The sequence below is a fragment of the Photobacterium sp. GJ3 genome (genome assembly GCF_018199995.1).
GTDB lineage: Bacteria > Pseudomonadota > Gammaproteobacteria > Enterobacterales > Vibrionaceae > Photobacterium.
Map to the genome: position 1 here is coordinate 2,690,060 of NZ_CP073578.1, position 22,065 is coordinate 2,712,124.

Here is a 22,065-nt window from a genome sequence, read left to right on the forward strand (position 1 = left end):
TTATTAAAGGCGGGTAAAATCATTGAGAAGCGCGACAGCCATCAAAACGACCAAAATCGCAGAACCCAGACGATAGCCAATCTCCTGAATACGCTCCGATACCGGACGACGGGTCACCGCTTCGATTGCGAAGAACAGCAGATGACCACCATCCAGTACCGGTAGCGGCAACAGGTTCACAATCCCCAGGTTGACGCTGATCAAGGCCAGAAACCCTAAAAAGTACACAATGCCATAGTCAGCCGTTGTACCTGCGCCTTTCGCGATAGAAATCGGCCCGCTCAGGTTTTTCAGTGCCACATCACCGGTCACCAGCTTGGTCACCATGTCAAAGGTCAGTGTCACCAGTTGCCAGGTTTTCTCCGTTGCCTGGCCAATTGCTTCAAAAGGTCCGTACTTCAGCTGAAAACGCTGATCAGCCGGCCAGGCTTCCACAACAGGTGCAAATCCGGCATAGCCTACCAGCTCTCCGCTGGACAGTTCTTTTGTTTTCGGTGTCAGCGACACCTCAATCTGCTCTCCTGCCCGATTGAGCTGAACCTTCAGCGCAACCTCAGGGTTGGAACGAATGATATCAACCACCTGTTCCCAGTTCACAATCGGTTGGTCATTGATGGATACAATCGTGTCACCCACAGCAAAACCAGCCTTCTGGGCTGCACCCTTATCCACCAGTTGGCCGATCTCCAAAGTGATCGGCGGTGAAAACGGCGTGATCCCCAGGGTTGTGAGTATACGCTCACTTTCCGGATCAAACGACCAGTCCCGTAAATCCAACCGCAAGGTTTCTTCATAGGACTCATCCGGCGGAACAACGGTCAGGGTCATGACATCATCCCCGATATGACCAATCATCGCCATATTGACCGATTCCCAGTCCGGAGTTTTGATACCGGAAACCGACTTAAGTTCCATGCCGGATTCAATCCCTGCCTGTGCAGCAATGGACTGTGGTGCAACTTCGCCAACCATAGGTTTTACAGCAGGGACGCCAATCAGATACACAACCCAGTATGCAAAAATCGCGAACACAAAGTTGGCAATCGGTCCGGCTGCAACAATCGCACTGCGTTGCCAGAGTGCTTTACGATTAAAGGCCTGATGACGACGCTCCTCCGGAACGGTATCCACCCGCTCATCCAGCATTTTCACGTAGCCACCCAGCGGGATCATCGCCAGTGTATATTCTGTGCCCTGCTTATCAACACGACGCCATAAGGCTTTACCAAAACCGATGGAAAAACGTTCCACATACACGCCGCAACGACGTGCAACCCAGAAATGTCCGAATTCATGTACCGCGATCAGAATGCCCAATGCAACCAGAAAGGCACCCAAATTCCACAAAATTCCCATCATTTCGCTACCTTCTGAATCACTTGCTGTGCCAGTTGGCGTGCTGCGGCATCCAATGCGAGCACACAATCCAGGCTATGCGGTTCTGTCATATCGGCCTGGGCCAAAACCTGCTCGTTTACACGGGCAATGTCGGTAAAGCGGATTTCTCCCGCCAAAAACGCTGCCACAGCCATTTCGTTTGCGGCATTCAGTGTTGTTGTCGCAGCCTGACCACTGTAACACGCATCAATCGCCAGCTGCAGACATGGATAACGCGACATATCCGGCGCAATGAATGTAAACTCACCCACCTTGGTAAAGTCAAGCGGCGGGACACGGGTACCCACACGCTCAGGGTAAGCCATCGCATATGCGATAGGCGTCTGCATGTCGGGTAATCCCATCTGAGCCAGCACGGAACCATCTTTATACTGCACCATCGAATGAATCACAGACTGCGGGTGAATCAGTACCTCAAGCTGCGCACGAGAAGCATTGAACAACCAGCGCGCCTCAATATATTCCAGCCCCTTATTCATCATAGTGGCCGAATCCACAGAAATCTTCGGTCCCATGGACCAGTTTGGATGAGCAATGGCCATTTCCGGTGTCACCTCATCCAGTTCACGCACATCAGTGTAACGGAAAGGACCACCTGAACCGGTTAACAAAATCTTGCTGACACCGGCTTTCGTCAGATCACACCTGCCCGGTTTTTGCTGCACGTCTAAGGGTAGACACTGAAAAATCGCATTATGTTCACTATCAACCGGTAATATTTCCGCACCATATTTCTCAACGGCATCAATAAACAGCTGGCCCGACATCACCAGCGCTTCCTTATTCGCCAGCAAAATGCGTTTTCCGGCTTTCACTGCCGCCATGGTGGGTAATAGTCCGGCTGCGCCGACAATAGCAGCCATCACGGTATCCACTTCTTCCAATGCCGCAACATGGCACAGCCCGGCTTCACCAGAGAGGACCTGTGTCTTCAGACCTTCAGTCGACAGGCGCTGAGTCAGGTCTTTGGCTGCCGACTCACAAGCCATCACTGCATACTTCGGCTGCCACTGGCAGCACAGGGCAAACATTTTCCGGCTGTCGCTGCCAGCAGCCAGCGCCACGATTTCAAATTGTTCAGGATTCGTTTCCGCGACAGATAAGGTGCTGGAGCCAATCGACCCTGTCGCTCCCAGAATGGTTAACTTACGCATAGTTTCACTACTTCACGAAGACCGCTCAAGTCAGCGGTCATCCAAATATTGCTTGTCCACTTGATGCGGAGAATCTCAGACTCACACATTAAGTAAACTATCAAAATCAAAACGGGGGAAGTGGTTACCCGCTTCCCCCGAATCAGGCATCAAATCAGCCAGAGATAGAGCAATGCAAACACCGGCAATGCGGCTGTCAGGCTGTCTATTCGGTCAAGAATACCACCATGGCCCGGTAAGATCTGTCCGCTGTCTTTAATTCCTGAGACGCGCTTGAACATACTTTCCACCAGATCGCCAAAAACCGAAGCGATCACGGTCAGGACGACGGTCGACAGCAGCGCACCTGCACCATGGAAAGGAATGCCCAGCACCTCGGCTGCCCCCCAGGCGACAATCACGGCCAGCAACACACCACCCGCCAGGCCTTCCAGCGTTTTATTCGGGCTGACTTTCGGTGCCATTTTACGACGGCCAAAGCGTTTCCCCGCAAAGTATGCGCCACTGTCGGCCGCCCAAACCATCAGGCACACCAGCATCACCAGTTTAGCGCCGTAATAAGGCGCTTCAGCATAGTTCACCGCACGCAGCATCAGGACACCCCAGAAGAATGGGATCAAGGTCAGCAGACCAAAACAGTATCGGAGTACAGTTGAGCGCGTCCAGAACCCGGACTTTTCCGGATAGGTCACCACCAGAAGGCAAGCCAGCAGCCACCAGACGCCTCCCACGGTCAGCATGGTGTGATGGGATGTTGTCAAAGCCCCCAACGCCATGGCATCTGTGGGCAACACAAAACAGGAAGCCAGCAGGATCAATGCCGGTGGCACCATCGCCAACGCGCGAGAGCGCGTATTCACAAACTGGGTCCACTCCCAGAAACCGGCCAGAGTAATCCCGGCTAATGCCAGCATAAATCCCGAAAAAGGTAACAGGAAGATTCCGGCAATCACAATCGGAGCCAGAACCAATGCAGTCAAAATTCGTTGCTTAAGCAAGCTTGTTCCTCTCGTTATAATTTATCTTTGTCGCTTCTCAGCAATATCTTGCTTGGTCGCAATCCAACAAGCTATGAGCTTGTCATCAGAATGGCAGCGGGATTCCAGTTTCCGCCACCTGATTTCCGTTACTGGCGATTCAATAACAGTTTGATTTGTTCACCTGTACAGCCAAAGCGGCGTTCCCGGTCCATAAACCAGGCAATGGCTTCGGAAAATGTATCTTCATCAAAATCCGGCCAGAGCAGCGGGGTGAAGTACAATTCGGCGTAGGCAGCCTGCCACAGCATAAAGTTGCTGATGCGGCATTCACCACTGGTTCGGATGAGCAGGTCGACATCGGGCAGGCCATGGGTCGATAAGCGATCGGCCAGCATGTCTTCAGTGATAGCGTCAGGAGTCAGTCCCTTCTCTGCCACGTCACGGGCGAGCGACTGCGCAGCCTGAATAATGTCCCATTGTCCGCCATAATTGGCAGCCACGTTCAGGACCATTCCGGTATTGTTCGCGGTCAGCGATTCTGCAGCATGGATTTTATCTTGCAGACGCTGGCTAAAACGGCTGGTATCGCCAATGATTTTCAGGCGAATGTTATTCTTGTGCAGACGCTTAACTTCGCGGCCCAGTACGGTCAGAAAAAGCTCCATCAATAAAGAGACTTCATCTTCCGGACGACGCCAGTTTTCGCTACTGAATGCAAACAGGGTCACAACCTGAATGCCAAGACGACTTGCAGCAGAGACAGTTTTACGTACGGCTTCCACACCGGCTTTATGGCCAAACACCCGCGCCTTGCCCTTCGCTTTGGCCCAGCGTCCATTTCCATCCATGATGATGGCCACGTGCTTAGGCAGCTTCTGAGCATACCACTCAGTGTTGGTTGTAGGCTCTGCCATACATTTCCCTCAACAAAAAAGCGCCGTGCTGCACGCACAGCGCTTCAGAGCTTACTTGTTGTTCTGAAGTCAGGCGAACCTTAAACTTCCATCAACTCTTTTTCTTTCGCTTCCAGAATGGCATCGATTTTCTTCACCGCCGCATCCGTCAGCTTCTGGATGTCGTCTTGTGCACGACGGTCATCATCTTCTGAAATTTCTTTATCTTTCAGCAACGCTTTCACGTCTGCGTTCGCATCACGACGGATGTTACGCACAGCAACTCGGCCTTGCTCAGCTTCTGCACGAACAACCTTCACCAGATCTTTACGACGCTCTTCTGTTAGCGGTGGCAGTGGTACACGAATCACAGTACCCGCAGAAGATGGGTTCAGACCCAGGTCAGACATCATGATTGCTTTTTCAATCTTAGGCGTCAGCTCTTTGTCAAAGACAGTGATCGCCAGGGTACGTGCATCTTCAGCAATCACGTTCGCTACCTGACGCAGCGGCGTGTTCGAACCGTAGTATTCCACCTGAATACCGTCCAGCAAACTTGGATGTGCACGACCAGTACGCACTTTTGCCAGTTGAGTTTTCAGTGCTTCAACACTTTTTTCCATGCGCGTTTGCGCATCAGTTTTAATCTCGTTAATCACGTTTGTACCCTTGAATAGTCGGTCTTAGTGGAGAATGTGATTTTCCCCACCCTATCAATCTATTGCAGCCTTATTCGCTGTGTGCGATCAAGGTGCCTTCAACTTCACCCATGACAACTTTACGCAGTGCGCCCGGCTTGTTCATGTTAAAGACACGAATTGGCATGCCGTGGTCACGCGCCAGAGTGAATGCCGCAAGATCCATTACTTTCAGTTCTTTTTCCAGAACGTCTTGATAACTTAGCTTATCATAAAGAACTGCTTCTGGATTTTTTACTGGGTCTTCGCTGTAAACGCCGTCGACTTTTGTGGCTTTCAGCACAACATCGGCTTCAATCTCAATGCCACGCAGACAGGCAGCAGAGTCAGTCGTGAAAAAAGGATTCCCGGTACCGGCCGAGAAAATCACAACACGACCCTGACGAAGCTGGCTGATCGCTTCAGCCCAGTTATAGCTGTCACAGACGCCATTCAATGGAATCGCTGACATCACTTTCGCGTTCACATAGGCACGGTGCAGCGAGTCACGCATGGCCAAGCCATTCATCACTGTTGCCAGCATACCCATGTGATCGCCCACAACTCGGTTCATACCCGCAGCAGCCAGACCTGCACCACGGAAAAGGTTACCACCACCGATAACCAGACCCACTTGTACGCCCAGTTCTACCAGTTCTTTGATTTCCTGAGCCATGCGATCCAGAACATGGGCATCAATACCAAAACCTTCGTCACCCTGCAGCGCTTCGCCACTCAGTTTCAGCAGGATCCGTTGATAAATCGGTTTAGGATTCGTGGTCATTTATTGTACCTTCCAGGCTTACGATAGAGAGATGGAGTTGTAAAAAGACCGCAGCCTTGGCCACGGTCTTCTATAAGCAATGTGCGAAAGATTAACCTTTCTGCGCCAGAGCAACTTCTTCAGCGAAGCTCAGGCCTTCTGCTTTCTCGATACCTTCACCAACTTCCAGGCGAATAAAGGTAGAAACAGAAGCACCGCTTTCTTTCAGGAAATCACCAACAGATTTCTTCGGTTCCATGATGAAAGGCTGACCAGTCAGAGACACTTCGCCAGTGAACTTCTTCATGCGGCCTTCAACCATCTTCTCAGCGATTTCTTGAGGCTTGCCTTCGTTCATCGCGATTTCAACCTGAACTTCACGCTCTTTTGCAACAACGTCAGCAGGTACATCTTCTGGGTTCACGTACTCTGGACGTGAAGCCGCAACGTGCATTGCGATGTGCTTCAGGGTTTCGTCTTCGCCGTTACCTGCAACAACAACACCGATGCGGTCGCCGTGACGGTAAGAAGCTACTTTTTCGCCTTCGATGTAAGCAACACGACGGATAGAGATGTTCTCACCGATTTTCGCAACCAGTGCAACACGCTTCTCTTCGAACTGAGCTTGCAGCTCAGCGATGTCTGCTTTGCTTGCCAGTGCAACATCTGCAACTTCGTTTGCGAAAGCCAGGAAGTTACCGTCTTTAGCAACGAAGTCAGTCTGGCAGTTTACTTCAACCAGAGCAGCTACGCCGTCAGTGTTCTTGATGATGATAGAACCTTCAGCAGCAATGTTACCTGCTTTTTTAGCCGCTTTTGCAGCACCGCTCTTACGCATGTTCTCGATGGCCAGCTCGATGTCTGCATTTGCTTCAACCAGAGCTTTTTTACATTCCATCATGCCTGCGCCAGTACGCTCACGCAGTTCTTTAACCAGGGCAGCTGTAACTGTTGCCATTGTTATATCCTCAGTTTTTAAATCTTGGTGTAAAAATCAGGGGCCTGTGAGCGGCCCCTGTTAACCATACTTAGTTTACACAAGGTAACTTAAGATGCTCAAAGGAGCGGACTGATTACTCAGCTTCTACGAAACCGTCTTGCTCAGCCTGGACAACGATGTCCTGGTTGCGAGCTTCAGTAACAGTCGTTGCAACAGCACCTGTGTACAGCTGGATTGCGCGGATTGCGTCATCGTTACCTGGGATAACGAAATCAACGCCGTCTGGGTTAGAGTTAGTATCTACGATAGAGAATACTGGGATACCCAGGTTGTTCGCTTCTTTGATTGCGATGTGCTCGTGATCAGCATCGATAACGAACATTGCGTCTGGCAGACCGCCCATGTTCTTGATACCGCCCAGAGATTTCTCCAGTTTTTCCATTTCACGAGTACGCATCAGCGCTTCTTTCTTAGTCAGCTTGTCAAAAGTACCGTCAGTAGACTGAGTTTCCAGGTCTTTCAGGCGCTTGATTGACTGGCGAACAGTTTTCCAGTTAGTCAGCATACCGCCCAACCAACGGTTGTTCACGTAGTACTGATCACAGCTGATTGCAGCTTCTTTGATAGATTCGCTGGCTGCACGCTTCGTACCAACGAACAGGATTTTACCCTTGCGAGCAGCGATCTTGTTGATCTCAGCCAGCGCGTCGTTGAACATTGGTACAGTTTTCTCAAGGTTGATGATGTGCACACGGTTACGAGCACCGAAGATGAATGGCTTCATCTTAGGGTTCCAGTAACGGGTTTGGTGACCAAAGTGAACACCAGCCTTCAGCATGTCGCGCATTGATACAGTTGCCATTGAATATTCCTCAATTGGGGTTAGGCGTCCACATATCCCATGCTACCGACCCTGGACTGATAACAGTCGGCTTCATCAAAAGCCTTGGGCACCCCGGAGCACGTGTCGATATGTGTGAGTGATTAATAAAATAACGTTTTTTATGTAACCTGACCGACGGGTCGATTTTCATCAACGCACATTCTGGCAAATTACGGCGCGCTTTATACCATATTTTGACTGTTAAAATCCAGCCTAAATGTCCCCGGAGACCGAAGCCAGTTTCCATCCGGGGCGTGCGCTGATACCATAGAAAGCATAGAGACTGATAAGGTTGAGAAGTTTGCATGAGCATTAAAATCAAAACGGCTGAAGAAATCGAAAAAATGCGTGTGGCGGGCCGTCTGGCTGCCGAAGTGCTGGAAATGATTGAGCCACATGTCAAACCCGGGGTATCCACAGAAGAACTGGATCGGATTTGTCATCAGTACATTACCGACACTCAGGGCGCGATCCCGGCACCGCTGAACTATCACGGTTTCCCGAAATCCATCTGTACCTCCATTAACCATGTGGTCTGTCACGGGATTCCAAGTGAATCAGACATTCTGAAAGATGGCGATATCATCAATATTGACATCACAGTAATCAAAGATGGTTATCATGGTGATACTTCGAAGATGTTCGAAGTCGGTGACGTCTCTCTGGAAGACAAACGCCTGTGTCGCGTGGCTCAGGAAAGCCTGTATCAAGCCATGAAGAAAGTGAAGCCCGGCGCCAAACTGGGTGAAATCGGCACCACGATTCAGAAGTTCGTGAAGAATGGCAACAGCCGCTTCAGCATTGTCCGCGACTACTGCGGTCACGGCATTGGTGACGAGTTCCACGAAGAGCCGCAGGTTGTTCACTACAAAAACGCAGACCGCACCGTCCTGAAAGCCGGCATGTGCTTCACCATCGAGCCGATGATCAATGCGGGTAAATTCGGTTGTGAGCTGGATGAGAACGACGGCTGGACTGTCTATACCGTCGACGGCAAAAAATCAGCCCAGTGGGAACATACGCTGCTGGTGACCGAGGATGGCTGTGAAGTTCTGACCCTGCGTCAAGAAGAGTCTTTACCGCGCGTGATGAAAAACGCCTGATTCGCCCCCGTCGCTTTCAGCAATGAATCAATCCCTCAAAGCCAGCATTCTGCTGGCTTTTTTGTTCCTGTGTTTCAAGCTAGAGTAAAAGGAAATCCGACCGAGAGCATGGACAGCAATGACACAAGCACATTCAGAGACCGCCAGCGGCGAAAACATCAACCAGCTGCGTTTAGCACTCAAGCAAGAGCTGGAGCAATTTAACGAGCAACAACAGCTGCTGTTTGCCCAGCATGTGCCCGTCACTGAACTGGTCGCCAGCCGTTCTGACTGTATGGACGAAATGTTACGTCACTTATGGCCGGTTTTTGGTTTGGACCAGCGGGATGATCTGGCGCTGGTTGCCGTCGGCGGCTATGGTCGCGGGGAGCTGCATCCTTTGTCGGATGTCGACATTCTGCTGCTGAGTGCAACATCACTGGACACCCAGATCGGGAAACAGGTCAGCGAGTTCCTCACCCTGCTCTGGGATCTGAAGCTGGAAGTGGGTCACAGCGTCCGCACCATTGAAGAATGCATCAATATTGGTCTGGAAGATCTGACCGTCGCCACCAACTTGCAGGAAGCCCGCTGGCTGTGCGGCAGCGAAGACAGCTTTCAGCAACTGCAGGAACAGGTGAACTCCGGCAAGTTCTGGCCCAGTGAGGTGTTTTACCGCGCTAAAGTGGAAGAGCAGCGCGTGCGCCATGCCCGCTATCATGACACCACCTACAACCTGGAACCTGATATTAAATCCAGCCCGGGCGGATTACGCGATATTCACACGTTGAGCTGGGTGGCCCGCCGCCACTTCGGAGCGACTAACCTGCTGGAGATGAGCCGGTTTGGATTTCTGACCGATGCGGAATACCGGGAGCTCTATGAGTGTCAGGCGTCACTATGGCGGATTCGGTTTGCGCTGCACTGTGAACTGAAACGATACGATAACCGCCTGACCTTTGAACACCAGGCGTCCGTCGCTCAGAAGCTGGGCTATACCGGTGAAGGCAACAAACCCGTCGAAATGATGATGAAAGAGTTCTACCGGACCCTGCGCCGGGTTGCCGAACTCAACAAAATGCTGTTGCAGCTTTTCGATCAGGCCATTCTGAAAAACGGTCAGGAACAAGCCACTGTCGATCTCGACGAGGATTTCCGACTGGCGGGGCATCTGATTGAAGCCCGCAAACCTGCGCTGTTTCAGGCCAGGCCGGAGACCATTCTGGATATGTTCCTGCACATCGCCCGGAATTCAGAAATTGATGGGATTGCAGCCCCCACCCTGCGCCAGCTCCGGACGGCACGACGTCGTTTGAATCGTTTCCTGGTCGATATCCCGGAAGCCAGAGAAAAATTCATGGAACTGGCCCGCCAGCCCAACGCTCTGAATAAAGCCTTCCGTCTGATGCATCGCCATGGCGTGCTGGCAGCCTATCTGCCGCAATGGAGCCAGATTGTCGGTCAGATGCAGTTCGATCTTTTCCACGTCTACACCGTCGATGAGCACAGTGTTCGGCTGCTGAAACATCTGAATAAATTCAGCGATCCGGCCAACCGGGAAGTTCACCCGATCTGTTGCGAGGTTTACCCCAGAATTCAGAAAAAAGAGCTGCTGATCCTGGCGGCGATTTTCCATGATATCGCCAAAGGGCGCGGCGGGGATCATTCCGAGCTGGGCGCAGATGACGCCTATCAGTTCTGTATCAATCACGGTTTATCCCGCCCGGAAGCGAATCTGGTGACCTGGCTGGTGAAAAATCACCTGCTGATGTCCGTGACTGCACAGCGTCGCGATATTTATGATCCGGATGTGATCACCGAGTTTGCCAAAATCGTTCGGGATGAGGAACGGCTCGATTATCTGATCTGCCTGACCGTCGCAGATATCTGCGCCACCAATCAGGAACTATGGAACAGCTGGAAACGGACTTTACTGGCAGAACTTTACTATTCGACCCAAAAAGCACTGCGCCGCGGACTGGAGAATCCACCAGATGTCCGTGAACGTATCCGCCACAATCAGCAAATGGCCTCTGCTGTGTTACGAAGTCAGGGATTTACCCAACGTGAAGTCGAGGTCCTGTGGCAGCGGTTTAAAGCGGATTATTTCCTGCGCCACACCCACCAGCAGATCGCCTGGCATGCAGAAGCCTTGCTGCAACATCACGATCCAGACACCCCGCTGATCCTGATCAGCAAAAAGCCCACCCGCGGAGGAACCGAGGTGTTCGTCTACAGCAAGGATAAAGCCAAGCTGTTTGCGATTGTGGTTGCTGAGCTGGATAAGAAAAATCTCAGTGTGCATGACGCCCAGATCATGACCAGCAAAGACGGCTACACGCTGGACACCTTCATGGTGCTCGATCCCAATGGCGATCCGCTGACAGAAAACCGTCATGCCATGGTCCGGGCGGATCTGATCCAGGCACTGGAAACCATGTCTTCAGAACGACGCAATAAACGGCCCCCCCGTAAACTGCGGCATTTCCATGTCAAAACTCAGGTGGACTTCCTACCCACCAAAACCGGGAAAAAGACCATGATGGAACTGGTCGCACTGGATATGCCAGGCCTGCTGGCCCGGATCGGATCCGTTTTTGCCGAACAGAATGTCAGTTTGCAGGCCGCTAAAATTACCACCATCGGCGAGCGGGCAGAAGACTTTTTCATTCTGGTCAATGAATCGGGTCAGCAACTGACTGAAGTGCAGGAGCAAACCCTGAAATCGGCGCTGATTGAGCGGATTAACGACGCAGCCTGAATTGATAAATTCATCAGCCGTCATCAAAAAGTGACGGTTGTATCTTTTCATTGACGCAGATTCTGCGCTGGGTTCAAGACTTCGGCCAGACGAATTGCTAGAGTAGCAAAGAATTGCCTCTATCAACGCGCGGTTGATCTGTCATTAGCCACATTTTGTTGTATCGAGTGCATCCGCTTATCAGACCACCATCTATGAGGCCGCCATGTATCCGAATTTGACCAGTCTGGGGATTGAGCACCCTGAGCGTATTGAAAGCTATAGTCTGCGCCAGGAAGCTGCAAACGATATTCTGAAAATTTACTTCGCCAAACAAAAGGGCGAGCTGTTTGCCAAAAGCATGAAACTGAAATTTCCCCGTCACAAAAAGTCTGTGGTGGTGAACAGTGGCAACCGCGAAGCGAAAGAGATTTCCGAAATCAACCGGAATCTGACGTTTGTGACTGAAGAGCTGGATAAGATCACCCGGAAGCGGCATCAGGATGTGGATATCAAGAAAAAGATCCTGTCGGACTTAAGGCATCTGGAGCAAGTCGTCACACACAAGATCGCCGAAATTGAAGCGGATTTGGCAAAGCTGAAATAACCTTGATACAAAAATGCCGCTGTTCAGGCAGCGGCATTTTGTTAACTCACTTGCTTCATGAAGGTTTGGAGCCAGGGCAACGCTGCTTCAGTGGCATCAAAATTCACACAGGCATCAATGTCCAGCCGCTCTGTGACCGGCTTCGCCTGCAATTCCTGCAATAAAACATCAAACTGACGACCGCCCCCGCAATACCTGTCTTCCCCATAGCTGGAATCCCCCATAGCAATCACACCATAGTTCAGCGCAGGCATCAGCGGAAACTGATCGTTGAGCGCTGTATACAGAGGCAGCAGGTTTTCCGGAATCTCTCCCTGCCCTGTCGTCGAAGTGATCACCAGTGCAACATCATCCCGGTAAGTCAGAAAGTCATCGAGATTCGGCTCAACAAAGAGTTCAGCCTGATGACCATTGGCTTTGAGTTCGCTGACGATTTCCTCTGCGACTTCTTCTGCTCCGCCAAAAACAGAGCCCACAAACACACCAATATTCGCCATCCCAGTCACACCCCACTCCTTGTCTGAATTTCTATCATCTGCGTTTACTTTGGCGTGTGTCCGGCACAGATGCAAATCGGAAAAACAATTGCGGGATCCGCCTGTCAATTTTCTTCCGGGGCTTGCGTCAGCAGTGACAACGGCCAGTCAAATGCGTCCATCACCCGCAGCCAGCTGTCATCGACGTCAGCCCGGATCCTCAATGGCTGGCCGGAAACCGGGTGGATAAATTCCAGTGCAGAGGCATGTAACATCAGCCGGTGACAGTCGTAATGCTCCCGAAACATCCGGTTGTGGCGCCCATCGCCGTGGTTCACATCACCAATAATATGATGGCTGAGGTGGTGCATATGCCGGCGCAACTGATGTTTACGGCCGGTTTCAGGCTTCATTTCCACCAGCGAGTAACGGCTGGTTGCATAGCGGCCCACGGGGATCTGAGTTTCAACCGTGGCCAGCGGCCAATACGCAGTCACGGCCTCTTGCGGCGCTTTATCCTGATCCGTTCGTTTGTCATCCAGCTTATCCAGCTCTTCTTTCAACGGATAATCCAGCACAGCAGCTTCTTTCACCCAGCCACGTACCACGGCATGATAGGTTTTCTTCACTTCCCGTCCGGCAAACTTCGGCATCATTTCTGCAGCCATCTCGCTGGAGAGCGCAAACAGCAGCACACCGGACGTAGGCCGATCAAGGCGATGTAAAGGGAAGACATGCTGTCCGCCTAGCTGATCTCTGAGCGTTTGCATGACAAAGCGGGTTTCATGACGATCCAGCCAGGAGCGATGAACCAGCATGCCCGCCGGTTTGTTCACGGCAACCAGCACGTCATCCTGATACAGAATCTCTAACACAGGGGCTGTTTCTGTCATGCGTTCGCGCCTCCTAACCAATCGTCCAGCGCACTGATGACCGGTAAAACAGCGTCCAGCCCCGGCTCCTGGCGCGCTGCTTCTTCGACATAAGGATAAATGCAGAATGCCGTCGGCAATGGCAGACGTTCAGACAAAACATGATACATATTCGGCAGGAAGATCCACTGCAGCCACTCAGCACAAGTCAGCATATCGACCGCAAATGGCAGAGTGCTCGACAGCGCCGCTTCACTGGGCGGTTCGGACTGCCACAGGCCCTGCTCGTGCAACTGCAATTCAAGTGCTGCCAGTAAGCTGGCGGTTTTCTCATAAGGATCCAATGCAGTACTCCTGAATCTAGATGGGCGCAAAGCGTGGCCCGTGACCGGACACCGACGGGCAAGGATACCATCTTCGGCCTCAACTCCCTATAATGCGCCCCAGATGCCGAAAAAATCGAGGAACCTGCTCCATGTCCAAGGATAAATTTCACACCCTGACCCAATTACTGGATAACGCGGGCTGCCAGTACAGAATTTTTGATCTGGGCCGCCGGGTGTGCGAGATCGACCGCGATACCTTCAAGGCCGTTGAAGAGAACCGCCAGCCTTATCCATGGCCGTTACAGCAGCATGCCCATTTATCGATTTCATTCTGGCAGGCGGGGAATCCACCGTGGATCTGGTTTCTGAAACTACCGCTTGATGAGCGCGGGTTGTTGAAGCAGGCTGCTGTCGGTGATTTCATCAAGTATGTGATTGAAGCCATGGGTGCGACGCTGAATGCCGTCCCCACGGAAGAAGAACAGCAGAAACTGGCGGCAAACCCATATACCTTCAAACCCAAAGACGACAAGATGGCGATTTTCCACGCGCATCTGCGTCATCAGCTGGCCTTACCTGCCAGCCAGTATTACGAGCATGCGCAGCTCTATCTGAGTGGTCAGTTAGCGTGGGATCAGTGGCAGGGCGTTGGCCTGCAGGGACTGGCCGATGTCTGTGCGCGGATGAAACAGGAAAATAATGCGACACTGCTGCGTAAAGCCCTGAACCATCTGCCGATGACCCCGCTCTATGCGCTGTTGGGCTGTCTGGAACACTGCACGCTGCCTGATGCACTGGCTGCTCGACTGGCTGAACGCATTGAGCAGGAGCTGGCTGCTGAAGAAAGTGATATTTTTCTGCTGACGGCTCTGGTTCGTGCCTTATCCGGTGCTGATGCTTCCATCCTGAACCCGGTGATTCGTGTGATACTGAATCAACCGCAACTCTGTCATCCTGAAATGCTGGTCGCTATTGCAGGCCGTTGCTGGACAGGACTGGCAGACACTGACACAGCCAGCCTGTACCTACTCCGTCTGGCGCAAACCCAGGATCAGACCCTGTTCAACCAGCTGTTTGCCGATCTGGTGATGCTGCCAGCACTGCGTGGTGTGATGCTGCAAGTCCTGCACAGCCCGGCGAACCCCGAGCTGACAGAAGCCATTACCCGCTTACAGCAAGCAGCACGCGGACAATAACCCGCCGACTCAAAAGGATGATTTCAAAGGATGGATAATTTACTCGGCATTCTGGCAATTGCCATTCTGGGCTGGCTGTTCTGGCAACAACGCCGGCAAAGTGAGCTCGCGCAGCAGTACATCGGCCTGAGATGCAAGCAATTGGGTCTTCAGGTGCTGAGTGTGGCCCGGGGGTCACACCAATTCAAAGATAAACATGGCCGCTGGCGCTGGCAAACGGTGTATCTGTTTGAGTTTTCAGCGAATGGTGCCGATGCTTATCAAGGGTATGCCACCTTCAAAGGGATGCGTCCGGTACAGTTTGACGTTCCGCCGCATCACATGCCGGATTAGTCCGGCTTTTACAGCGATAAACATTTGATCAAGGCAGAAAAAAGAACGGGCGCAACTTTCGTTGCGCCCTTAGGTCTTACTTGCAGCAATCCAGCTACTGAGTGGCTCCCTGCCTCATTCCGTTGATGCGCCGGAATCCGTCGGCGTTCATCCTTTTGGCGTTCTTCCTGAACGTGTCCGTGATCTCCTGATCCGTTACTTCATCCTGAAATAACTCTCTTCGACCTTCCTGGCGGTGTCCTTCCTTTCGTACTGAAAGTGTCCTTCACTCTTCCTGAGCAGCCCCATCCTGGTGACTGCAACCGGCAATCCTGCCTTGTCCTGAACTATCCTTAGCGCAAGAGCTGTCCTCGCTCTCACTATCGTCCCTAACCGACCCTGCTCCCTGGCCGTTTTCCTGTTCCAAACTGTCAATTCCTTCGACACTTCTAAGACTACGACAAAAATGAGACGAACACAGCAGGGCAAAGCAACATCAAACGTCTCTCAAAATACCGCACACCCAAAACAAAACCTAACCAACTGTTTTATAGACGTTATTTTGTGTTCCATACGTTGAAAGATGAATCGTGAAACTCATTTTTCTCACGCATTTGTAAGCGATCTCGCACAAGCGGTCTGGTAAATTCCGAAATTTTTTTATGATTGGTCAATTTACCTGAGGATTTTGCCCATACTCAACATTGAAATCATTTGCGCACACATGAGACAACCCGTGATGTTGTGTGACAAAAGTCACGCCAGTTCACGCAGCAAATCAGTGCATCTATCGGGAACAACGGGAAGGAAGGAGATATAAAAAGAATGGGCGCAACTTGCGTTGCGCCCTTAGGTCTTACCTGCAACATCCTGCTGCGACGGTGCTCCCTGCATCATTCCTTTGTAAGCTGAATCCTTCAGCACTTCCCTTATTGAACTTCGTCCTGAAGTGTTCCCAGGTCTCCTGACCCGTGAATCCATCCTGAATTCACTCTCAACAGCCTTCCTGGCGGTGTCCCTGACTTCATCCTGAAACATCATCCCTGGTCATCCTGACGGCAAACATCCGTTTGCACTGATTGCTTCCCGCAATCTCCGAACCTTCCCTGAGTATTTTCATCCTGAAAATACAATCTCATCCTGAGATAGCCAGCTCCATGGCTCCAGTTCCTGTTCCGTGTCAGCTCCCTGCGACAGAGTTAAGATTACGCGAAATCCTGTTCAGAACAAGCGATTGCCAGCGCCGAAATTTATTATTGCGAACAATATCAGAAAAGAATAATAAACCTAACCGATTGAATTTCATTGATTTAAAGAATGCACATTCAGTTTCTTCTCTACCATGATTTCTGAATTTCCTACACATCTGTAAGCGATCTCTCACAAAGCCCTCAGACGAATTGACCAGAGTTCCCCACTATACTTAAGACATACACCAATCGGGGGATGCTCATATGGAAACGTTTAACCATGATTTACCAAGCCTTTTCAATCAATTAGGATTGAATTCATCCAAGGATTCTATTGAAGGTTTTATTCGGGAACATCACCTGCAGCAAAATGAAAACATTGCTCAGGCCGATTTCTGGGCCCCGGCACAACGCCGTTTTCTGAAAGAATCGATCGCAGAAGATGCCGATTGGTGCGAAGTGATTGATCAATTGGATGCCTTGCTACGAAAATAACCTATCCATCTAATTTAGGAAGAATGATGTCCTCTGCTATCACTGATGCGCTGGAGCGCGCCATCCAATCTCTGATCTCTGAAGGTAAGGAACCCAGCGTTGCGCTGGTCAAAGCCCGCCTGCGAGAGCCGCTGCCCATGCCTGTCATCATACAGGCGCTAAAAAGCTGGAAACAGCATGCGCAGTTACCAGACATTCCTCAGGCCAAAGCAAAGCCACTCAGCGATCAGGCGCGCATTGCACAACTGGAATCGCAGGTGGCTGAACTGACTGAGAGACTGACAGCCTTAGAGCAACGGATAGCGAGCTAATCCGCCTGAGCTGCACGATGTAAAACGCCTGCGGATTACCGCAGGCGTTTTTTATGAGGACTGATAATCCCAGGACAAATTGGACACCAGACGACAAGGGTCGCATTTAAAATGGAAGATGCCGTGTAACGGTTCTTCCTGCCGCCAGGGCAGACCACATTTCGGACAAGGCCGGTGACTTTCTTCTGCCAGGCTCGCACCACCCACCCGATACTGATAATAATAAGTCGGGATGTGCGTCAGATACTCAATCCGGCCTCGCAAATCCCAGCCCCGACGGAATAAATCGCTGTCAGCATCCCGGATTTCCCGCAGAGCAGCATGTTCTGCCTGGCAGCCTCCGGCCATCTGAATTTCATCGCAGGCCTGCCATTCGGTCTGCCATTTCACCACCGCCTTGTGATCCCCGTTAAAGGTGGCCGGAATTCGATATAAAGGGATCGGCAGCAGGGTCTCACCACTGCGCAGTGGCGAACAGGTATGAACATAAGTGGTATACAGCACCTGCCATGTCGGCGATTCTTCCGCCGTGGCTTCCGAGTTCATATCCCGGCCAAGTACTTTGACTTTCGGAGCCAGCAGGCTGGCCTGTGTCAGACGACTCATGCAACTTTTGACCTGCGGACTGTGAAACTGACTGTGCAGGCTTTCTTTTTCCGGGCACACCGCCCTCACCTTGAACACCGCCTCATCCATCACAATCGGAAATTCCCGCCCCAGTACCTGACCGTTATAACGGAGCGCGTCCATCAGTCCGTTGATGGCCTGTTCCACAGCTGAGATCGTGGTATTGTCAAAACATTCAAATTGCAACTCAATGACATACATGATTTATCGGACCCTGACCACTGGCTCAAGCTGACGAATAAAGCTGGCCACATCTTCCGCCAAGACCTGATGATTCGGCTTGCCCAGCGTTTCCAGCACGACATTCCCGCTCAGGTTACAAATAGAAATCACCCGATCTTCTGCATCCATCACGCCGATAAACACTGTTGGCTTCAGCTTTAACCGCCGCTGCGTCACCAGATGCCCCAGCACATTTTCCTGCAGACGCTGCAGATCCGCTGCACTGAACACCTGTAACAGGTCAAACTCCAGATCGGCAAAGCGGGCTGTCATATCGCCGCTATAAAAACTGCCGTAAAACGCCGTAATGTCTGAATGCAGGCGAAGCTCAATGCCGTTTTCAACCGCAGCCAGACTGCCCATCGGCTCCTGAACGACCGGCTGCCAGTACACCGTGTCGCCATTGTCGCTGTCCACACAGGGCGACGTCAGGCCGATCAAATCGCTGCTGCAAGGTAAACTGGCCCGCTCTTCAGACCAGACATTCATAAAACGGGAGGAAAAATCGGCCAATGCGGCCGTAACAGGATGATTCATTCGCAACCTCAAGCAAGATTCAGTAAACTTTGCCTATTCTAATCCAAGTGTGTGTGTCCAGGACAATATGAGCAAATACAAAGACGCGAAAGAACTCGCCGGTTTAACTCTTGGCCAAAAAAGTGAGTATAAGGATCAGTACGATCCATCCCTGCTGCAGGCGGTCCCCCGTCAGCTCAATCGCGATGATCTGGCTCTGGGTGATGACCTGCCGTTTACCGGATACGACATCTGGACCCTGTATGAGCTGTCCTGGCTCAACAGCAAAGGGCTGCCGCAGGTCGCGATCGGTGAAGTGCGCCTGCCCGCCAGCAGTCCGAACCTGATCGAATCCAAATCCTTCAAGCTCTATCTCAACAGCCTGAACAATACCCGGATTGACAGCTGGCAAGCCGTTGCCGACATGTTGCAAAAAGACCTGTCCGGCTGCGCAGGCGCCGATGTCGATGTGACCATTCAGCCCCTGAGCGATTTCACCGATCAGCCGATTGTTGATTTTGGTGGTGACTGTATTGATGATCAGGACATTGAGATCATGGATTTTGATTTCAATCCGAATCTGCTGGAAAACGCCGCTGAAGGCGCTGAAATTCACGAGATTCTGCACAGCCATCTGCTGAAATCTAACTGTCTGATCACCAACCAGCCAGACTGGGGCAGTGTGCGTATCGCCTACCAGGGCAAGCAGATTAACCGCGAGAAACTGCTGCGTTATCTGGTGTCTTTCCGCAATCATAACGAGTTCCACGAGCAATGTGTGGAACGCATCTTCACCGACATCATGCGATTCTGTCAGCCAACACTGCTGACCGTTTATGCCCGGTATACCCGCCGCGGTGGTCTGGATATTAACCCGTACCGGACCAATCAGGGAAAAACGCCAAGCAATAACGATCGTCTGGCGCGTCAGTAATGACTCACAAGTCCGGCAAATCGCTTTAGTTTGCTGGACTTGAGCACCTGAGCCAGTAATATGAGGGCCGTGTTTCCTGATGGATAAGTGCTCTATGAACTGTCATTACTGGCTCTTCAGCATTCTTCTCTGCATTCTGACAGCCCTGCCTGCTCAGGCAAAAATTTACGCAACGCCACTCCTGGCGGATGCTAATCTGCTGCTGGAAACCAGCCCTGAAAAAGCACTGGAAATCACGAACCGTTATTTGAGTCAGCGCCGGATGAGCACGCCTGTGGATGCCTCACGCGTCCATGTCAGTGAAGAAACAGATCACTCCATTCGCACGCCCTTAAGCACAATCAACGCCCTGCAAATCAAAGCCAAAGCTTTATCACTCCTGAACCGGCAGCCCGAATCCATTCAAACCATCCGGGAAGCCGAGTCATTAGCCATTGAGAATAAATTCAGTTACACCCTGCTGGAAACACAGTTTATTCAGGCCGATATCCTTTGGCAGGGCCTCAGGGATGCTGCCACAGCAACCAACTTGCTCAACAAGATTGATCAGATCCTCGCCGGAGACGAGAAACTGCAAAGCAGTGAACAGGTAAAAGTACTGCAATATCACCTGCTGATGCTGCGGGCGGATATGGAATCAGTACAAGGCGACGAACGCAAAGCCGAAAAAATGTTTATCCGGGCTAAACGGGATTTATCAGAAATTGCCGATATGAAAGCGGAAATCAACTTCCTGTTGAACCATGGCCGGCATTACTTGCGCCATCAACATTATGATCTCGCGCTGGACCGTCTCCTGAGTGCCTACTGGCTGGCTCAGGAGCAGGAAGACCACGGTAAAATGGCGCTGGCAAACCTTGAGCTGGCCACCTTGTATGAAGAACGCAAAGTCTTTGATAAAGCGCTGGAACATGCCACCCAGGCGGGTGAATTCTTTGAACATTTTAACCGCACCTTACCCCTGGCCAGAACACTGGCCCTGATTGCCAGTATTTATGAGCAACAAGGGCGATATAACCTGGCATTGGTGCACTATTTCAACGCACTGGATCAGGAAAACCTGCTCCGTATGCAGCCGCGTTCTTCCCGGTTACGCCTGAGTATCGCCAGAGTGTATCTCAAGCTGTATAACTATCCGAAAACCGAACAGTATCTGCATCACGCCCGCCAACTGGCGCAGGAAAATGATGATGAAGTCACCCTGATTCAGTCTCAATTGTTACTGGGTCAGTTAGAACTCGCCGAAGAAAAAAACGAACAGGCCATTACCACCCTGCAATCAGCATTACTGGCAGCCAGCCGCTTACCGAAACCGCAACCGGTCTTGCAAATGCAGGGAGAAGCCAGCCTGTCGGCGGCATTTGAGAAGCAAAAAGATTATTACAACGCCCTGCTCAGCCAACGTCGTTATGAACAGTTGCATGCTTCGATACAGGAATCTCAAGTCCAAAGTAATGCAGAGGTCTTCCGCCAGCAGCAGCGGATCATGGCACGCTCCCTCAAACTGGAAGAACTGGAACGGCAACAGTTCACTCAGGAAAAAGCCCTGTATCAGCAAAAAAATATGACGACCGTCTTGCTGATCGGCCTACTGATGGCGCTTTTTCTGCTCTGGTACCGAAACCGGGCTGCGCGTCAGTGGCGTGAACGCCTGACGTTGCTCCGTGATGAGTTCTATACCCATCCGCGCAGCGGCCTCCGCAATCTGCGCATGCTCAATGAAAGGCTCTCGAGTTCACTGGAGCAAAGCAGTGCTCACTTTGAACAATGGCATCTGGGTGAAATCATCAATGAGCCGCTGAGCGACCGATTGCGCTTTGCCTTATTTGAAGTCCCCCTGCTGAAGCATGTCTACCTGCAGCATGGTTATCAGCAAGGGCTGGAACTGGAACGACAGTTTGGCGATTACCTGAAAGCACAAATTTGTGAACCTGCCCGGCTGTACCATTTTTCAGATGCGATGTTCTTATATATTGAACCCAACTCGCGGCTGGAAAGTGCTCCCCGACAGCTGGCTGATTCTGTTCAGCAGTTGGTGGATAACTTTATGCGGGAAAAACAGCTCGACAGCCGGGTGCGGATCGGGATGGCGGAATACCCCTTTTTGCCTCGCGCCTATACTGCGATTAATGCGCAGGAGCTGATTGATATTCTGCTGATGGCGACTCAGGCTGCCCGGCAAATCAGTAAACGTGAATCCGGCAGTCAGTGGGTGCACCTGAGTGCCATTGATGCCGCCCCGGCAGCCAGCTTTGCCGGCGATAATATTCGTCGGGCCTGCATTCAGGGGATGGACAAAGGTCTAGTCAAAGTTCAGACATCAAGCTGTCAGGAATATGACTGGAGCAAGCACCTCTGAGGAAAAAAACAGCGCTGTTGCTGTTGATTAGGTACACAAAGATCACGAAACTGTATAAAAAGACCTCGAGCATTTGTGCTTCAGAAAACAAGGCGTTAATAATGTTCAACCC

The 22,065-nt window shown here is 51.5% G+C and carries 23 protein-coding genes; 9 read left to right on the plus strand and 14 right to left on the minus strand.

The annotated features are described in order from the left end of the window. Positions 1 to 3 precede the first annotated feature (3 nt). The 8 genes from rseP to rpsB form a co-directional block, all read right to left on the minus strand. A complete protein-coding gene (gene rseP / locus KDD30_RS12370) occupies positions 4 to 1,359 on the minus strand; it encodes a sigma E protease regulator RseP (protein WP_211646138.1) in 1,356 nt (451 codons plus the stop codon). Further along, the gene (gene ispC, locus KDD30_RS12375) at positions 1,356 to 2,552 is read right to left on the minus strand and encodes a 1-deoxy-D-xylulose-5-phosphate reductoisomerase (RefSeq protein ID WP_211646139.1); all 1,197 of its coding nucleotides are present in this window, start codon (positions 2,550 to 2,552) and stop codon (positions 1,356 to 1,358) included. Before ispC ends, rseP begins: the two co-directional genes overlap by 4 nt. Before the next feature lie 149 nt (positions 2,553 to 2,701). Continuing rightward, positions 2,702 to 3,550 (minus strand): phosphatidate cytidylyltransferase, encoded by an 849-nt coding sequence (locus KDD30_RS12380; RefSeq protein ID WP_211646140.1) that lies wholly within the window; start codon positions 3,548 to 3,550, stop codon positions 2,702 to 2,704. Between the two features lie 128 nt (positions 3,551 to 3,678). Continuing rightward, positions 3,679 to 4,446: an isoprenyl transferase gene (locus KDD30_RS12385; protein WP_211646141.1), complete on the minus strand. Its 768-nt coding sequence runs from the start codon at positions 4,444 to 4,446 to the stop codon at positions 3,679 to 3,681. An 80-nt stretch (positions 4,447 to 4,526) separates the two neighbouring features. Continuing rightward, the gene (frr, locus tag KDD30_RS12390) at positions 4,527 to 5,084 is read right to left on the minus strand and encodes a ribosome recycling factor (protein ID WP_036755937.1); all 558 of its coding nucleotides are present in this window, start codon (positions 5,082 to 5,084) and stop codon (positions 4,527 to 4,529) included. A gap of 70 nt (positions 5,085 to 5,154) precedes the next feature. Next, positions 5,155 to 5,886 carry a UMP kinase gene (pyrH, locus tag KDD30_RS12395; RefSeq protein WP_211646142.1) on the minus strand — a complete coding sequence of 244 codons (732 nt, stop codon included), beginning with the start codon at positions 5,884 to 5,886 and terminating at the stop codon, positions 5,155 to 5,157. A 91-nt stretch (positions 5,887 to 5,977) separates the two neighbouring features. Continuing rightward, positions 5,978 to 6,823, minus strand: coding sequence for a translation elongation factor Ts (gene tsf / locus KDD30_RS12400; protein ID WP_211646143.1), 846 nt, complete (start codon positions 6,821 to 6,823; stop codon positions 5,978 to 5,980). A gap of 115 nt (positions 6,824 to 6,938) precedes the next feature. Beyond that, positions 6,939 to 7,667: a 30S ribosomal protein S2 gene (gene rpsB, locus KDD30_RS12405; RefSeq protein WP_211646144.1), complete on the minus strand. Its 729-nt coding sequence runs from the start codon at positions 7,665 to 7,667 to the stop codon at positions 6,939 to 6,941. A gap of 326 nt (positions 7,668 to 7,993) precedes the next feature. Between rpsB and map the strand changes: the two genes are divergently transcribed. From map to KDD30_RS12420, 3 genes are all read left to right on the plus strand, one after another. Continuing rightward, positions 7,994 to 8,791 (plus strand): type I methionyl aminopeptidase, encoded by a 798-nt coding sequence (gene map, locus KDD30_RS12410; protein WP_211646145.1) that lies wholly within the window; start codon positions 7,994 to 7,996, stop codon positions 8,789 to 8,791. A 118-nt stretch (positions 8,792 to 8,909) separates the two neighbouring features. Continuing rightward, positions 8,910 to 11,531, plus strand: a complete 2,622-nt coding sequence (glnD, locus tag KDD30_RS12415) for a bifunctional uridylyltransferase/uridylyl-removing protein GlnD (protein WP_211646146.1) — start codon at positions 8,910 to 8,912, stop codon at positions 11,529 to 11,531. Positions 11,532 to 11,736: 205 nt separating this feature from the next. Continuing rightward, on the plus strand, positions 11,737 to 12,117 hold the full coding sequence (locus KDD30_RS12420; protein ID WP_211646147.1) for a DUF3461 family protein: 381 nt from the start codon (positions 11,737 to 11,739) through the stop codon (positions 12,115 to 12,117). 41 nt (positions 12,118 to 12,158) lie between these two features. Here KDD30_RS12420 and KDD30_RS12425 read toward each other — a convergent pair whose 3' ends face one another. The 3 genes from KDD30_RS12425 to KDD30_RS12435 all read right to left on the minus strand — a co-directional run bounded on the left by KDD30_RS12425 (position 12,159) and on the right by KDD30_RS12435 (position 13,809). Next, positions 12,159 to 12,614: a flavodoxin gene (locus tag KDD30_RS12425; protein WP_211649916.1), complete on the minus strand. Its 456-nt coding sequence runs from the start codon at positions 12,612 to 12,614 to the stop codon at positions 12,159 to 12,161. 104 nt (positions 12,615 to 12,718) lie between these two features. Next, positions 12,719 to 13,486 carry a tRNA pseudouridine(65) synthase TruC gene (truC, locus tag KDD30_RS12430; protein ID WP_211646148.1) on the minus strand — a complete coding sequence of 256 codons (768 nt, stop codon included), beginning with the start codon at positions 13,484 to 13,486 and terminating at the stop codon, positions 12,719 to 12,721. Then, positions 13,483 to 13,809: a YqcC family protein gene (locus KDD30_RS12435; protein ID WP_211646149.1), complete on the minus strand. Its 327-nt coding sequence runs from the start codon at positions 13,807 to 13,809 to the stop codon at positions 13,483 to 13,485. The genes truC and KDD30_RS12435 overlap by 4 nt, the downstream gene beginning before the upstream one ends. A gap of 131 nt (positions 13,810 to 13,940) precedes the next feature. Here KDD30_RS12435 and KDD30_RS12440 point away from each other — a divergent pair, with 131 nt between their 5' ends. After that, entirely contained in the window at positions 13,941 to 14,987 is a 1,047-nt protein-coding gene (locus tag KDD30_RS12440) for a DUF3549 family protein (RefSeq protein ID WP_211646150.1), read from the plus strand. Positions 14,988 to 15,017: 30 nt separating this feature from the next. Beyond that, positions 15,018 to 15,320, plus strand: coding sequence for a DUF3301 domain-containing protein (locus tag KDD30_RS12445; RefSeq protein WP_211646151.1), 303 nt, complete (start codon positions 15,018 to 15,020; stop codon positions 15,318 to 15,320). An 828-nt stretch (positions 15,321 to 16,148) separates the two neighbouring features. Here the strand turns inward: KDD30_RS12445 and KDD30_RS12450 are convergent. After that, the gene (locus tag KDD30_RS12450; RefSeq protein ID WP_211646152.1) at positions 16,149 to 16,340 is read right to left on the minus strand and encodes a hypothetical protein; all 192 of its coding nucleotides are present in this window, start codon (positions 16,338 to 16,340) and stop codon (positions 16,149 to 16,151) included. 413 nt (positions 16,341 to 16,753) lie between these two features. Between KDD30_RS12450 and KDD30_RS12455 the strand changes: the two genes are divergently transcribed. Further along, positions 16,754 to 16,984, plus strand: coding sequence for a DUF2789 domain-containing protein (locus tag KDD30_RS12455; protein WP_211646153.1), 231 nt, complete (start codon positions 16,754 to 16,756; stop codon positions 16,982 to 16,984). 26 nt (positions 16,985 to 17,010) lie between these two features. After that, positions 17,011 to 17,295: a hypothetical protein gene (locus KDD30_RS12460; RefSeq protein WP_211646154.1), complete on the plus strand. Its 285-nt coding sequence runs from the start codon at positions 17,011 to 17,013 to the stop codon at positions 17,293 to 17,295. A 51-nt stretch (positions 17,296 to 17,346) separates the two neighbouring features. On the opposite strand, the gene KDD30_RS12465 is transcribed toward KDD30_RS12460, so the two are convergent. Both KDD30_RS12465 and syd read right to left on the minus strand, forming a co-directional pair. Beyond that, positions 17,347 to 18,123 (minus strand): Zn-ribbon-containing protein, encoded by a 777-nt coding sequence (locus KDD30_RS12465; protein WP_211646155.1) that lies wholly within the window; start codon positions 18,121 to 18,123, stop codon positions 17,347 to 17,349. Between the two features lie 3 nt (positions 18,124 to 18,126). Beyond that, on the minus strand, positions 18,127 to 18,681 hold the full coding sequence (syd, locus tag KDD30_RS12470) for a SecY-interacting protein (protein WP_211646156.1): 555 nt from the start codon (positions 18,679 to 18,681) through the stop codon (positions 18,127 to 18,129). 67 nt (positions 18,682 to 18,748) lie between these two features. On the opposite strand from syd, the gene queF reads away from it, so the two are divergent. Both queF and KDD30_RS12480 read left to right on the plus strand, forming a co-directional pair. Further along, positions 18,749 to 19,594, plus strand: a complete 846-nt coding sequence (gene queF, locus KDD30_RS12475; RefSeq protein WP_211646157.1) for an NADPH-dependent 7-cyano-7-deazaguanine reductase QueF — start codon at positions 18,749 to 18,751, stop codon at positions 19,592 to 19,594. A gap of 94 nt (positions 19,595 to 19,688) precedes the next feature. Next, positions 19,689 to 21,953: a GGDEF domain-containing protein gene (locus tag KDD30_RS12480; RefSeq protein ID WP_211646158.1), complete on the plus strand. Its 2,265-nt coding sequence runs from the start codon at positions 19,689 to 19,691 to the stop codon at positions 21,951 to 21,953. Positions 21,954 to 22,065 lie beyond the last annotated feature (112 nt).

Bases quoted from the DNA above. Each gene is read 5' to 3' on its own strand.
- KDD30_RS12450 (WP_211646152.1), bottom strand. From the start codon at position 16,340: ATGATGTTTCAGGATGAAGTCAGGGACACCGCCAGGAAGGCTGTTGAG.
- KDD30_RS12455 (WP_211646153.1), top strand. From the start codon at position 16,754: ATGGAAACGTTTAACCATGATTTACCAAGCCTTTTCAATCAATTAGGA.
- KDD30_RS12445 (WP_211646151.1), top strand. From the start codon at position 15,018: ATGGATAATTTACTCGGCATTCTGGCAATTGCCATTCTGGGCTGGCTG.
- KDD30_RS12480 (WP_211646158.1), top strand. From the start codon at position 19,689: ATGAACTGTCATTACTGGCTCTTCAGCATTCTTCTCTGCATTCTGACA.
- KDD30_RS12460 (WP_211646154.1), top strand. From the start codon at position 17,011: ATGTCCTCTGCTATCACTGATGCGCTGGAGCGCGCCATCCAATCTCTG.
- KDD30_RS12385 (WP_211646141.1), bottom strand. From the start codon at position 4,446: ATGGCAGAGCCTACAACCAACACTGAGTGGTATGCTCAGAAGCTGCCT.
- map (WP_211646145.1), top strand. From the start codon at position 7,994: ATGAGCATTAAAATCAAAACGGCTGAAGAAATCGAAAAAATGCGTGTG.
- KDD30_RS12465 (WP_211646155.1), bottom strand. From the start codon at position 18,123: ATGTATGTCATTGAGTTGCAATTTGAATGTTTTGACAATACCACGATC.
- syd (WP_211646156.1), bottom strand. From the start codon at position 18,681: ATGAATCATCCTGTTACGGCCGCATTGGCCGATTTTTCCTCCCGTTTT.
- rseP (WP_211646138.1), bottom strand. From the start codon at position 1,359: ATGATGGGAATTTTGTGGAATTTGGGTGCCTTTCTGGTTGCATTGGGC.
- KDD30_RS12440 (WP_211646150.1), top strand. From the start codon at position 13,941: ATGTCCAAGGATAAATTTCACACCCTGACCCAATTACTGGATAACGCG.
- truC (WP_211646148.1), bottom strand. From the start codon at position 13,486: ATGACAGAAACAGCCCCTGTGTTAGAGATTCTGTATCAGGATGACGTG.
- glnD (WP_211646146.1), top strand. From the start codon at position 8,910: ATGACACAAGCACATTCAGAGACCGCCAGCGGCGAAAACATCAACCAG.
- ispC (WP_211646139.1), bottom strand. From the start codon at position 2,552: ATGCGTAAGTTAACCATTCTGGGAGCGACAGGGTCGATTGGCTCCAGC.
- queF (WP_211646157.1), top strand. From the start codon at position 18,749: ATGAGCAAATACAAAGACGCGAAAGAACTCGCCGGTTTAACTCTTGGC.
- KDD30_RS12420 (WP_211646147.1), top strand. From the start codon at position 11,737: ATGTATCCGAATTTGACCAGTCTGGGGATTGAGCACCCTGAGCGTATT.
- KDD30_RS12425 (WP_211649916.1), bottom strand. From the start codon at position 12,614: ATGGCGAATATTGGTGTGTTTGTGGGCTCTGTTTTTGGCGGAGCAGAA.
- pyrH (WP_211646142.1), bottom strand. From the start codon at position 5,886: ATGACCACGAATCCTAAACCGATTTATCAACGGATCCTGCTGAAACTG.
- tsf (WP_211646143.1), bottom strand. From the start codon at position 6,823: ATGGCAACAGTTACAGCTGCCCTGGTTAAAGAACTGCGTGAGCGTACT.
- rpsB (WP_211646144.1), bottom strand. From the start codon at position 7,667: ATGGCAACTGTATCAATGCGCGACATGCTGAAGGCTGGTGTTCACTTT.